8 protein-coding genes and 1 tRNA gene are annotated in these 12,699 nt (G+C 59.1%); 3 read left to right on the forward strand and 6 right to left on the reverse strand.

Annotation, left to right across the window (positions count from 1 at the left end):
* Positions 1 to 263 precede the first annotated feature (263 nt).
* The 3 genes from ACQZ63_RS14785 to ACQZ63_RS14795 all read right to left on the reverse strand — a co-directional run bounded on the left by ACQZ63_RS14785 (position 264) and on the right by ACQZ63_RS14795 (position 5,677).
* A complete protein-coding gene (locus tag ACQZ63_RS14785; protein ID WP_019565072.1) occupies positions 264 to 3,458 on the reverse strand; it encodes an efflux RND transporter permease subunit in 3,195 nt (1,064 codons plus the stop codon).
* A 114-nt stretch (positions 3,459 to 3,572) separates the two neighbouring features.
* Positions 3,573 to 4,763 (reverse strand): efflux RND transporter periplasmic adaptor subunit, encoded by a 1,191-nt coding sequence (locus ACQZ63_RS14790; RefSeq protein ID WP_013636766.1) that lies wholly within the window; start codon positions 4,761 to 4,763, stop codon positions 3,573 to 3,575.
* A 116-nt stretch (positions 4,764 to 4,879) separates the two neighbouring features.
* On the reverse strand, positions 4,880 to 5,677 hold the full coding sequence (locus tag ACQZ63_RS14795; RefSeq protein ID WP_065702594.1) for an alpha/beta hydrolase fold domain-containing protein: 798 nt from the start codon (positions 5,675 to 5,677) through the stop codon (positions 4,880 to 4,882).
* Positions 5,678 to 5,811: 134 nt separating this feature from the next.
* Here ACQZ63_RS14795 and ACQZ63_RS14800 point away from each other — a divergent pair, with 134 nt between their 5' ends.
* Positions 5,812 to 6,711 (forward strand): LysR family transcriptional regulator, encoded by a 900-nt coding sequence (locus ACQZ63_RS14800; protein WP_003514057.1) that lies wholly within the window; start codon positions 5,812 to 5,814, stop codon positions 6,709 to 6,711.
* 9 nt (positions 6,712 to 6,720) lie between these two features.
* On the opposite strand, the gene ACQZ63_RS14805 is transcribed toward ACQZ63_RS14800, so the two are convergent.
* Positions 6,721 to 7,620: a LysR family transcriptional regulator gene (locus ACQZ63_RS14805; RefSeq protein ID WP_013636764.1), complete on the reverse strand. Its 900-nt coding sequence runs from the start codon at positions 7,618 to 7,620 to the stop codon at positions 6,721 to 6,723.
* Positions 7,621 to 7,782: 162 nt separating this feature from the next.
* On the opposite strand from ACQZ63_RS14805, the gene ACQZ63_RS14810 reads away from it, so the two are divergent.
* Entirely contained in the window at positions 7,783 to 8,964 is a 1,182-nt protein-coding gene (locus tag ACQZ63_RS14810) for an MFS transporter (RefSeq protein WP_113555681.1), read from the forward strand.
* Between the two features lie 65 nt (positions 8,965 to 9,029).
* Positions 9,030 to 9,863 carry an aldo/keto reductase gene (locus tag ACQZ63_RS14815; protein WP_065687500.1) on the forward strand — a complete coding sequence of 278 codons (834 nt, stop codon included), beginning with the start codon at positions 9,030 to 9,032 and terminating at the stop codon, positions 9,861 to 9,863.
* Positions 9,864 to 10,005: 142 nt separating this feature from the next.
* On the opposite strand, the gene ACQZ63_RS14820 is transcribed toward ACQZ63_RS14815, so the two are convergent.
* Positions 10,006 to 11,967 carry a methyl-accepting chemotaxis protein gene (locus ACQZ63_RS14820; RefSeq protein WP_174002897.1) on the reverse strand — a complete coding sequence of 654 codons (1,962 nt, stop codon included), beginning with the start codon at positions 11,965 to 11,967 and terminating at the stop codon, positions 10,006 to 10,008.
* A 403-nt stretch (positions 11,968 to 12,370) separates the two neighbouring features.
* A tRNA-Gly gene (locus tag ACQZ63_RS14825) sits at positions 12,371 to 12,445 on the reverse strand.
* Positions 12,446 to 12,699: the final 254 nt, after the last annotated feature.

Genomic DNA, 12,699 nt, shown 5'->3' on the forward strand with positions numbered 1-12,699 from the left:
CCCGAATCACCCTGTTCTTGAAATTACCACAAAATGGAAAGCATAAAATAGCATTGTTCCTTTACGTATCTGCTGCCTTATGCGGATATAGTGTATTCGTTATTTCTTTATTGCGGCGCAACATGTATGTGCTTGCTGCTTAAGTCATTGAAACAGATTCTGTTTCAGGCGATGCACATGGACGTTCCCACCAACAAAAACGCCGCGCATCGTTAGATGCGCGGCGGGCTTTCGTCGAAGTTTGCGGTGGATTGGATCAGGTCTCAGCCAGCCTTTTCGAGCTTGTAGTCCGAATTGGCAGGTTCTTCCTGTTTGTGCTGGATGAGAGGACGGTTACCCGACAGCTTGCGAACCAGCACGTAGAATACCGGTGTCATGAAGATGCCGAAGAACGTCACCCCGATCATGCCGGAGAACACTGCGACACCCATGGCCGCGCGCATTTCCGCACCCGCACCGGTGGAGATGACCAGAGGCACCACGCCCATGATGAAGGCGAGTGAGGTCATCAGGATCGGGCGGAGGCGCAGGCGACTTGCCTCGACTGCGGCCTGAAGCGGCGTTCGTCCTTCGAATTCCAGCTCGCGGGCGAATTCCACGATCAGGATCGCGTTCTTCGCCGATAGCCCGACAAGGACGACAAGGCCGATCTGCGTAAAGATGTTGTTGTCCCCTCCCGTCAGCCAGACGCCTGTCAATGCGGCGAGAACGCCGAGCGGAACGATCAGAATGATCGCGATCGGCAGGGTCAGGCTTTCATATTGCGCAGCCAATACGAGATAGACGAGCAGCAGCGCCAGCGGGAAGACCACGAGGCTGGAATTACCGGCAAGGATTTGCTGGTAAGTCAGGTCCGTCCATTCGTATTCGATCCCGGCCGGCAGGTTTTCGGCAAGGATTTTCTCGATCGCCGCCTGCGCCTGTCCAGAGGAGAAGCCCGGTGCCGGACCGCCGTTGATATCGGCTGCAAGGAAGCCGTTATAACGGTTTGTGCGCTCCGGTCCTGTCGTTGCATCTACCTTCAACAGCGTGGAAAGCGGGATCATCTGACCGGTGGACGAGCGGACCTTCAGGCGGCCGATATCTTCGGCATGGGCGCGGAATTGCGCATCTGCCTGCACACGCACGCTGTATGTCCGCCCGAAGGCGTTGAAGTCGTTGACATAAAGCGAGCCCAGATAGATCTGCAGCGTCTGGAAGACGTCGCTGACCGAAACACCCAGCTGCTCGGCCTTGGCGCGGTCGAGATCGGCGAAGAGCTGCGGCACGTTGATCTGGAAGCTGGAGAAGATGCCTGCCAGTTCCGGTGTCTGGTATGCCTTGGCGATGACCGCCTTGGCCGCTTCGTCAAGCGTCTGGTAGCCGTAACCGGCACGGTCCTCGATCTGCAGCTTGAAGCCGCCCGTCTGGCCGAGACCGTTAACCGGCGGCGGCGGGAACATGGCGATGAAGGCATCCTGAATGCCGGCAAACTTCTGGTTCAGCTGCATTGCGATGGCACCGCCTGACAGTTCCGGCGTCTTGCGGTTTTCGAAGTCGTCGAGAACTGCAAAGACGATGCCGGAATTGGAGCCGATGGTGAAGCCGTTGATCGACAGGCCGGGGAAAGCGATGGCGTGGCTGACGCCCGGCTGTTGCATGGCGATATCGCTCATCCGCTTGATGACACTTTCCGTGCGGTCAAGCGTTGCGCCGTCCGGAAGCTGGGCGAAGCCGATGAGATATTGCTTGTCCTGCGCCGGTACGAACCCGCTTGGGACCGCGCTGAACATGCCGTAGGTGGCAGCCACCAGCGCCATATAGACGATCATGACGAGGCTTTTGCGCGTTACCAGCCCGCCTACGGTTTTGCCGTAACCGTTGGAGGCGGCCCCGAAGGCGCGGTTGAATCCACGGAAGAACCAGCCGAAAATCCGGTCCATGAATCGGGTCAGCCAGTCTTTCGGTGCGTCGTGCTCTTTCAGCAGCAGGGCCGCAAGAGCGGGTGACAGCGTCAGAGAATTGATCGCCGAAATGACGGTGGAAATCGCGATCGTCAGCGCGAACTGCCGGTAGAACTGGCCGGAAAGGCCGGAGATAAAAGCCAGTGGGACGAAAACGGCGACCAGCACAAGCGCGATTGCTATGATCGGCCCGGAGACTTCGCGCATCGCCTTGTAGGTGGCATCACGCGGAGAAAGCCCGTTTTCGATGTTTCGCTCGACGTTTTCCACCACCACGATGGCGTCATCCACCACGATGCCGATGGCCAGCACGAGGCCGAACAGGGTCAACGCGTTAATGGAGAAACCGAAGGCATACATGACGGCGAAGGTGCCGATGATCGACACCGGAACGGCGATCAGCGGAATGATCGAGGCGCGCCAGGTCTGGAGGAACAGGATGACCACCAGTACCACGAGGCCAACGGCCTCGAGGAGCGTATCAACGACCTTTTCGATGGACGAGCGAACGAACTTCGTCGTGTCGTAGACGATTTCATATTTCACGCCATCAGGCATCGCCAGTTGCAGATTGTCCATTGTCGCGCGGACATTATCGGCGATTTCGATGGAGTTGGAGCCGGGAGCCTGCAATACGGCAATCGCCACGGCCGGTTCGCCGTCGAGCAGCGAGCGCAGCGTATAGTCGGCAGCGCCGAGTTCGATGCGGGCGACGTCGCGAAGACGGGTGATCTGGCCGTTCGCGCCGCTCTTGACGATGATGTTGCCGAATTCCTCCGGAGTCGTCAGACGGCCCTGGGCATTGACGTTGAGCTGCAGGTCGACGCCATTGGGGCTTGGCGATGCGCCGATGACGCCGGCTGCGGCCTGGACGTTCTGCTGACGGATGGCGTCGGATACGTCGCTGGCGGCGAGATCGTGTTCGGCCACCTTTTGCGGATCCAGCCAGACGCGCATGGAATAGTCACCCGCGCCGAAGACCTGCACCTGACCCACGCCTTCGATACGGGCGAGGCGATCCTTGACGTTCAGCGTCGCATAGTTGCGCAGATAGGTGATGTCATAGGCATCGGTCTTCGACACGAGATTGACGACCATGATGAAGTCGGGCGAGCTTTTGACGGTGGTGATGCCGAGTGCGCGCACTTCCGCGGGCAGGCGCGGTTCGGCCTGCGACACGCGGTTCTGCACCAGCTGCTGCGCCTTGTCCGGGTCGGTGCCCAGCTTGAACGTGACGGTGAGTGTCAGCACGCCGTCCGATGTCGCCTGGCTGCCCATATAGAGCATGTCCTCGACGCCGTTGATCTGTTCTTCAAGCGGCGTGGCGACTGTTTCAGCGATGACGGCAGGGTTCGCACCGGGATAGGTGGCGCGGACGACGACGGATGGCGGCACGACTTCCGGATATTCGGAAATCGGCAGGGCGCGCATGCCGAGAAGGCCTGCGACCACGATCAGGATCGACAGCACGCCGGCGAAGACCGGCCTGTCGACAAAAAATCTGGAAATATTCATATCCAGTCCCCTCTCCGGGTAGATTTGGAAATGCAAGGACCGTTCCGGCGGCATCATGGCCGCCGGTGAGGGCCGGTTCTTTGTGAAATGCGTCTCGCCGGAGGCGGGACGGCGTTATTGCGAGGCGGCGACCTTGTCTTCCGCCTGCGGTGCGATGGTTGCACCGGGGCGAATGCGCTGCAGGCCGTTGACAACGATCGTATCGCCGGCGGCAAGGCCGCTGTCGATGATGCGCTGGCCGTCAGCCGGTGCGCCGGGCTTGATCTGGCGGTAGCTCACCTTGTTTTCGGCATCGACGACAAAGACGAACCGCTTGTCCTGATCCGTGCCGATGGCGCGGTCGCTGATGACTATCCGGTTTTCCGGCTTCGGTTCACCCATGCGCACCCGCACGAACTGGCCGGGAATGAGCCTGCCATCAGGATTTTCGAAGACCGCACGCACACCAATGGTGCCGCTGGCGGAATCGACCTGGTTGTCGATGAGGTGCAGGGTGCCCTTGATCGGCGTGCCTTCATCCGAAAGCGTGCCGATTTCCACCGGGATCTGTTCGAGCGCGGGCAGGGCGTCGGTTGTCTTCGGCAGCTCGGAAAGCGCTTTCGCTACCGTTCCTTCGCTGGCGTTGAAGCTGGCATAGATCGGGTTGACCGAAACCAGCGTCGTCAGGGCAGGCGATGTCGAGCCGGCGGCAACGAGGTTGCCGGCGGTGATTTCGATGCGGCCGACCCTGCCGGAAACCGGTGCAACGATTTCGGTGTAACCAAGATCGAGCTGAGCCGTCGTCAGCGTCGAGCGGGCGGCGCGAAGCTGGGCTTCGGCATCCGCAAACGAGCTTTGCCGCTGGTCGAGGTCGCTCTGGGAGATCGTGCGATTGTCGGAAAGCCTGCGGCCACGGTCGAGTTCCGTCTTGGCAAGGCTGACCTTGGCTTCGGCGGAGGCGACCTGGGCTTCAGCACCTGCAACGGCTGCCTGATAGGGGGCCGGATCGATGGTGAAGAGGGGGTCGCCTTCCTTCACCAGCGCGCCTTCGCGGAAATGCACGGCCTTGATCTGGCCAGCGACGCGGGAGCGGATCTGCACGCGGTCGACGGCTTCGAGACGGCCGGAAAATTCTTCCCAGCGCATCACATCGCGGCTTTCCACCTTGGCGACGGTGACTGGGATAGCCGGCGTTTCAGCCGGGGTGGAAGCTGCCGTCGCATCACGGCTGGTGGGCAGGTCGAAAATGAGTGCTGCGGCTGCAACGGACATAGCAAGCCCGATACCGGCGCCCGTCAGGGCCCGGCGCTTTGTGGTCAGCGTCATGGGTTTCTCCTTGGCTCGGATCAGGAGCCGGTCAGTTTCTCTATCTGTGTGTTTTGTCGCATGGTCCGGGCGTAAAACCGCTACGCACTTTTACTGGACATGCTCAAAATGCGATTTCAGTGTTTTATGTGGTCAACGAAGGTCTTGAACTCCGAACAGACGGATGGAACCCATCCGCCGCCCTTTCCTTGATAAAGCCCCGTCCAGCCAATACCGGCGGGGAAAACATGCTGCCGGACGCTGACACCCGAGGCGATGAGCCTGTCGGCATAACCGACCGTTTCGTCGCGCAGAGGGTCGTCCTCGGCGGTAAAGATCAGCGCCGGCGCCACCCGGTTCAGTCGCGTACACTGGCAGGGCGCGGCATAGGGGTGAAAAAACCCGCAGGCCTTGGCAAGGTAATGGCTCCAGCCATCCGCCCAGCGCTGGCGCATGCCGATCCTGTCCGCATCGCGGAAGGATTCCGTCGTCATCATCGGGTCGATCATGGGCGACAGAAGTATTTGACCGGCAAGCTTGCCCGGCATGCGGTCCCGCGCCTTCAGCGCAAGCCCAGCCGCCACATTGCCACCAGCCTCTTCGCCGGCCACAAACAGCAGCGATTTCGCGCCGCCATAATGCTTGCGGTCCCGGCTCAGGTGATCCAGCGCTTCGAAGGCACAATCGATCACCATCGGAAACTCGTTGCCGGACGACTTGCTATAGTCGGCCTCGACGACGATCGCGCCGCTTTCGGCGAGCGCGCGTGCCACCGGAAGCTCCGGGCAATTGCCGCCCTTTTCAAGAAACGAGCCGCCGCGCAAATAAAGGACCACAGGCGGGTTGGTGCACAGGCCGGCACTTTCATATCGGCGCACGGAAAGCTGGGACGCCGAGCCCCCACAGCCTTCTATATTTTCCCAGTGCGCTTTCATCTGATCCGGTCCCGTGCGCCGCCATCAGCAGCTCACCATATTTGCAAAATCTGAAATTCATATTATTGTTCGGGAGAAAACGATCAAGTACGTCAAAATGAAAACACTATTCCAAAAAAACGGATAATAGCGACATGGATCAGCTTTCCGCCATGCGGGTATTCACTCGCGTCGTCGAAACCGGCAATTTCAGCCGCGCCGCGACCGCGCTTAACATGCCCAAAACCACCGTCACCAACATGGTCCAGGCGCTGGAGGCGCATTTACATACCACGCTTCTCAACCGCACAACGCGGCGGGTGATGCTGACGACGGACGGCGCTCTCTATTATGAGCGGGCCTCGCAGATTCTGTCGGAAATCGAAGAGCTTGATGGCAGCATGTCCAGCGCGCAGGTGCAGCCGTCTGGCCGGTTGCGGGTGGAAATGGCCGGTGTCTTCGCGGACCTCGTGGTTATTCCACATCTTTGCGAATTTTACCAGCGCTATCCGCAAATCCGGCTCGATCTCGGCGTCGGCGACCGTCTGGTCGATTATATCGCGGAGAATGTCGATTGCGCGCTGCGGGTCGGCACCTTGCGGGATCAATCCCTTATAGCGCGCAAGGTCGGCGAGCTGAAATTCGAAACCTTCGCCTCTCCCCTGTACATCGAGAGTTTCGGCATGCCGCAACAGCCGGAAGATCTCGAAAACGGACATCATTCCGTGGGATATTTCAATGCCACCACGGGCCAGATCATGCCGATCTCATTCGACAACGGGCTTCGCAGCGTCGAGATTACGCCCAACTATGTCGTGTCGGTGAATGACAGCCGCACCTATCTCAACGCCGCGCTGGCGGGCATGGGCATGGTGCAGCTGCCCGTTTTCATGGTCAAGGACGCGCTTGCGCGTGGCGAGCTTGTGCCGGTTCTGCCGGAATGGCGGCGCGAACCGATGCCGATCTATGTGGTCTACCCACAGACGAGGCACGTCACCAACAAGGTCCGTGTTTTCGTGGACTGGCTGGCGAAGATGGTTCACAGCCTCGTCTGAGGCGGCTAGTCACCGCCCGACCTTTGCCGCGACAAAATCGATAAAGGCGCGTACGCGGGCGGCCAGGTGATCATGTCCGGCATAAACGGCGTGGATCACCTCCATGTCGCCCGGATTGTAATCCTCCAGCACCGGCACGAGCAGACCGGCCTCGATATCCGGCTCGACATGAAACTCTCCGACCCTTCCCAGCCCAAGGCCCGTCAGGCACAGCCTACGCATTGCCATGCCGCTGTTGACCGAGGCGTTGCCGGTCACGGGAAGGCGGTAGACTTCAGTCGTGCCGGGATCACGGAAAGGCCATTCGTTGAGGCTGCGACTGAAATTGAAGCTGATGCAATTGTGTTGGGCCAGATCCTGCGGCTTTTCCGGCATGCCATGTTTTTCGATATAGGCAGGGGAGGCGACGATGATCCGTCGGACCTCTTTCAGCTTTCTTGCCTTGAGGGACGAATCCGCCATCCCGCCGGATCGTATCGCTATGTCGGTGCGCTCCTCGATCAGGCTGATGACGCCGTCGGTCAGCGAGATATCCAGCTCGATTTCCGGATAAAGAGATAAAAACTCCGGTGCGAGCGGCAGAAGATACCTTTCGCCGAAGCCCAGCGTGGCGTTGACACGCAGTAGCCCCCGCGGCACCACCTTGCCGCCGCCTGCTACGATCTGCTCCGTATCGGCGATGTCGGCCAGAATGCGCCTTGCCCGGGAAAGATAGATTTCCCCCTCCGGCGTCAGCGTCACCACGCGGGTGGAGCGAGCGAGAAGGCGGGTGCCGAGGCGGTCTTCAATGCGGGTGACAAGTTTGCTCACCGCCGAGGGTGAAAGCTTGAGCCTGCGCCCGGCTGCGGAAAAACTCCCCAGCTCGGCTGCCGCCACGAAGACTTCCATTTCTCCGGCCCTGTTGTCCATCGCTGCACCACTTGTGAAATTAATTCAAAGGCCTTTATCCAATCTTGCTGATTATCATGCAAGTCCCCTTCGCCCATATTGCAATCACATATTTGATCCAACCGGACAGCACCCGCTGTCCATAACGCCCGCGATCCCGCTCCGGGCGAAGAGGTACTCGTCATGCCATTGGCCATATTTGCCTTGACGATCGCGGCTTACGCGATCGGAACCACGGAGTTTGTCATCGTCGGTCTTTTGCCGACGGTCGCCGCAGATCTCCACATTACCCTGCCGCTTGCCGGCCTTATCGTCAGCGTTTACGCGCTGGGTGTCACTTTCGGTGCGCCGATCCTGACTGCGCTGACCGGCAAGATCGAAAGAAAGCCGCTGCTGCTGGGTCTGATGGCGCTGTTCGTCGTCGGTAATGTCGCAGCCGCCGTGTCGCCAAGCTATGAGACGCTTCTGGTCGCGCGGGTGCTTTCCGCCTTCGCCCATGGCGTGTTCTTCTCCGTTGGCGCCACCATCGCCGCCGATCTCGTGCCGGAAAACCGCCGTGGCTCGGCGATTGCCATGATGTTCATGGGTTTGACCGTCGCCATCGTCACCGGCGTGCCGATCGGTACCTATATCGGGCAGATTTTCGGCTGGCGCGCCACCTTCTGGGCGGTTGCAGGTCTTGGTGTCATCGCCTTTGCCGGTATCGCGGCCCTGTTGCCGGGCACGCTGAAGAAAGCGCCGTCCGCCAGCCTTCTCGATCAGGTGCGGGTGCTGGGTTCCGGCCGACTGCTCATCGTTTTCGCCATGACCGCACTTGGTTACGGCGGCACCTTCGTCGCCTTCACCTTTCTGGCGCCGATCCTTCAGGATGTCACAGGCTTCTCCGAAAAGAGCGTCGGCCTGATCCTTGTGCTCTACGGCATCGCCATTGCCGCCGGTAATATCGGTGGCGGCAAAATCGCCAACCACAATCCGGTCAAGGCGTTGATCGGACTCTTTCTGGCACAAGCCATCGTGCTTCTGGTCTTTTCCTTCACCGCCGTTTCGCCGGTTCTGACCCTGATCACGCTGGTGGCGCTCGGCTTCCTGTCCTTTGCCAACGTTCCCGGCCTGCAGCTTTATGTGGTGCAGCTGGCCAAGGAACATCGCCCCGGCGCTGTCGATGTCGCCTCGGCGCTCAATATCGCCGCCTTCAATCTCGGCATCGCGATTGGTGCGTGGCTTGGCGGTCTGGTGGTGGAATCGCCGATGGGCCTTGCCGCAACCCCATGGGTCGGCGCCATCCTTGTCGCTATTGCCCTCATTCTGACCCTCTGGAGCAGTGCACTCGACCGTCGCGCCTCGCTCTCGCTGAAGACTGCCTGAGTTTTCATATAAATCCCGGCCACTGCCGCAGGGCTGGCCGGGCGCACCCTGAAAGGAGAAAATATATGTTTGATGTCACCGCCAACGGCGCATCGATCCCGGCGCTTGGCTTCGGTACCTTCCGTATTCCCGGCCCCGATGTTCTTCGGATCGTTCCGCATGCCCTGAAGGCCGGCTTTCGCCATATCGATACCGCGCAGATTTACGGTAATGAGGCCGAAGTCGGCGAAGCCATTGCCGGTTCCGGCGTGGCACGCAGCGATATCTTCCTGACCACCAAGGTCTGGGTGGAGAACTACAGGCACGATGCCTTTCTTGCCTCCGTCGATGAGAGCCTGAAAAAACTGAAGACCGATTATGTCGATCTCCTGCTTCTGCACTGGCCGAACGAGGCGGTAACGCTGGCCGAGCAGATCGGCGCGCTGAACGCTGTTCGCGACGCCGGCAAGGTTCGCCATATCGGCGTGTCCAATTTCAATACGGCGCTGATGGCTGAGGCGGTCAGTTTGTCAAAGGCACCGATCGTCACCAATCAGATCGAATACCATCCCTATATCGATCAGGATATGGTGATCGCGGCGGCCAAGGCTGCCGGCATGTCGGTGACGGGTTATTACGGTATGGCCGACGGCAAGGTTTTTGCCGATCCGGTTCTAAAGGACATCGCCGCAAGCCGGGGCAAGTCGGTGGCGCAGGTGGTGCTGCGCTGGCTCGTGCAGCAGCAGGGTGTGATTGCGCTTTCGAAGACGGTGAGCGAAGCCCGTGTTGATGAAAACCTTGCGATCTTCGATTTCACGCTGTCGGTCGCTGAGACGGATGCGATCCGCGCTCTTGCTCGACCGGATGGCCGTATCGTCTCGCCGGACGGGCTTGCGCCGGTATGGGACGCGGCTGCCTGACCGTTGCCAACGGGTATGGGTGGAATTCCTCCTGGTGCCGTCACCCGGGTCTAGCCCGGCATGACGGGGGAGCGGTTTTCACTGATATAGATAACCTTAAGACACCCGGATAAGCTATCCGGGTGTCTTCTGAGAAAGTGGATCAGAATTCGCCCCATGTCTGATCTTTCGAGGCCGTGGATACGCCGAGCGCTGCGGCCACCTGGCCGATCATGCGACGCGCCGGGGATGGTCTCGGCTGTGCGTTGTCCGCAACGCGCACCGGCGCTGAAGGCATATATGCGGTTCTAGCCGTGCTGGTGCTGGCCATTGCGCCATCCAGCTTGAACTGGCCGACGATCTGGCGGAGTTTTTCGGCATCACCGGCAAGCGATGCGCTGGAGGCCGTAGCCCTTTCGACCATCGCGGCATTGTGCTGCGTGACCTGGTCCATCTGGTTCACCGCGCTGTTGACCTCGGCCAACCCGACCGACTGTTCCCTTGCGGATGTCGCGATGGCGTCGAGTTGTGTATTGATGGCGATGACGTGACTTTCAATGATCTTCAGGGCGTCGCCGGTTGCGGTCACGAGTTTCACGCCGTTCTGCACTTCGTCGGCGGAGTTGCGGATAAGCTCCTTGATTTCCTTGGCCGCTTGCGCCGAGCGTTGGGCCAGTTCACGCACTTCCTGTGCCACAACCGCAAAGCCCTTGCCTGCCTCGCCCGCACGGGCCGCCTCGACGCCGGCGTTGAGTGCCAGAAGATTGGTCTGGAAGGCAATCTCGTCGATGACGCCTATGATGTTGGAAATCTGGCTTGAAGAGCTTTCTATGCGCTTCATGGCATCGACCGCAGTTGCCACGACTTGACCGGATGTCTGGGCGGATCTGTTGGCCTCGACCGCCACGATCCGGGCCTCCTCAGTCCGTTTGGTCGAATTGCTGACGTTGCTGGTTATCTGGTCGAGCGCTGCGGCTGTTTCTTCCAGCGATGCGGCTTGGGTTTCCGTGCGTTGCGACAGGTCGCTCGCACTCGAACTCAACTCGCGAGAGCCGTTGTCGATCGTGGCCGTTACATCGGCAACGGACAGCAGTGTTTTGCTAAGCTGGTTTACGGCGATATTGAAGTCCGCACGCAGGCTTTCGAATTCTGCGGAGAAAGGCGTTTTCAGCTGGTAGGACAGGTCGCCATTGGCCATATGCTTCAGACCTTCGGCAAGGCCGCTGGTCGCTTCCGCCATTTCGGCGGCGCGCCTGCGATCAATTTCGGCGGTTCTTTGACGCTCTGCCTCGGACTGGTTACGCACCTGCGCCGCATCCGCTTCCAGCCGGCGGGCCTTCAATTCGTTATCCTTGAAGACCTCAACGGCCTTTGCCATCGTGCCGACCTCGTCGCGCCGGTCCGTTCCCTCGACCTTGACGGACAGGTTACCCTCCGCAAGCGTTTGCATCGTGCCGACAAGACCCCGGATCGGCGTGACAAGCCAGCTGCTGATCGCGAAATATCCGATGACGACGACGGTGATGAAGCCGAGGACGACCGCCGCGACGGTAATTAGTGCAGTCCGTTGGCTTATGTCGCTCAGATCATCGCTCTGCTGGGCGCTACGGTTCGAAATATCAGTGGCTATCTGTGTAAGTTTCGCGCCGATCTTGGCAAAGACTGGCTGGCACTCGGTGCCAAACGCTTTTTGCGACGCAAGTGCCTCATCCACGGTTGATGCGGTTCGGCCCAGGTGCCAGGCGTTCTTGCACGTCACGTTATAGAGCGTCGTCACGTCGTCCTTGAGTACGCGCAGGCGGTTGTCTTCGGGGATATTGGCGATGGCTCCATCCATCGATACCATGAACTTGTCGCGTGTGGCCTTCACCTCAGCTTCGGCAGCGGCATTACCCTGTTCCGTAAAGGCGATCATCATATCGGCCAAAGCCGCACGCCCGTTCAGCAGTTCTTGGTTCGCGAGTGCCAAATTCAAGGCCGCTGCGCTGTCACGCGCAATAAGGTCACTATAACTTCCATCGATCGATTTGATCTGTATGGCGGAGTAGGCCGCAATCAGGATTACACATACGCCGAATAGCGCAAATACCGTCAAAAACTTTCCGACAACGGGAATATTTCTCATCGTTATGGCTCCCACAAGAAAATCGAGCCCTTCATGGGTCATATTTCGGCATCATGCGCTTTTCCGGTGATGATTATACTTACAAATTTAAGAAACAATTATGTATTATTAGTAATTGCGTATCTTATAATAATATACTGTACTCTTATATTAAATAAGAATAATATTTAATACTAAATAATTCTAATGAGAATCCAAATCGGCTATCATGTCTTGCACGTCCGCAAACGCCTTCCTGAAGCGAATAAGTTCGGTGTCTAGGGCACGGGACTATGGTTGGGCGTCAGATCGGCCCAGAACATGCGGGTAGGCTTCGGTTGAAGAGGAGCTATCTGGGACCGGCGGCAAAATCAGGGCGGTGCCCGTAAGCGCTTTGACAAACCCAACGTTTTCCAGGGAAAACTGGAGCGGGCGAAGGGATTTGAACCCTCGACCCCAACCTTGGCAAGGTTGTGCTCTACCCCTGAGCTACACCCGCTCAAAAACCGCTGGTCCGGGGTAGTTCGCTGGACCGCGGGCCGCCAAAGCGTGGCGACGGGTGCTATATCGCTCAATCGTTTTTGGAATGCAACAGTTTCTTTTGCGGTTTCGGTGGAAATCCGTCTGGCCTGTGGGTTTATTCAAAACGGCCGGGCCGATGCGTCGTAAAAAAGTGTGTTGGGGGCGAAGGTATTGTTTCGGCTGGCCTTTATTTGGGTTGTAAAAGCACACAACCGGCCGGATGGCCAAAAA

The sequence above is a fragment of the Agrobacterium sp. CG160-95 genome (assembly GCF_053521725.1).

Coding starts and splice junctions, on each gene's coding strand:
- ACQZ63_RS14785 (WP_019565072.1), bottom strand. CDS start 3,458: ATGAATATTTCCAGATTTTTTGTCGACAGGCCGGTCTTCGCCGGCGTG.
- ACQZ63_RS14790 (WP_013636766.1), bottom strand. CDS start 4,763: ATGACGCTGACCACAAAGCGCCGGGCCCTGACGGGCGCCGGTATCGGG.
- ACQZ63_RS14795 (WP_065702594.1), bottom strand. CDS start 5,677: ATGAAAGCGCACTGGGAAAATATAGAAGGCTGTGGGGGCTCGGCGTCC.
- ACQZ63_RS14800 (WP_003514057.1), top strand. CDS start 5,812: ATGGATCAGCTTTCCGCCATGCGGGTATTCACTCGCGTCGTCGAAACC.
- ACQZ63_RS14805 (WP_013636764.1), bottom strand. CDS start 7,620: ATGGACAACAGGGCCGGAGAAATGGAAGTCTTCGTGGCGGCAGCCGAG.
- ACQZ63_RS14810 (WP_113555681.1), top strand. CDS start 7,783: ATGCCATTGGCCATATTTGCCTTGACGATCGCGGCTTACGCGATCGGA.
- ACQZ63_RS14815 (WP_065687500.1), top strand. CDS start 9,030: ATGTTTGATGTCACCGCCAACGGCGCATCGATCCCGGCGCTTGGCTTC.
- ACQZ63_RS14820 (WP_174002897.1), bottom strand. CDS start 11,967: ATGAGAAATATTCCCGTTGTCGGAAAGTTTTTGACGGTATTTGCGCTA.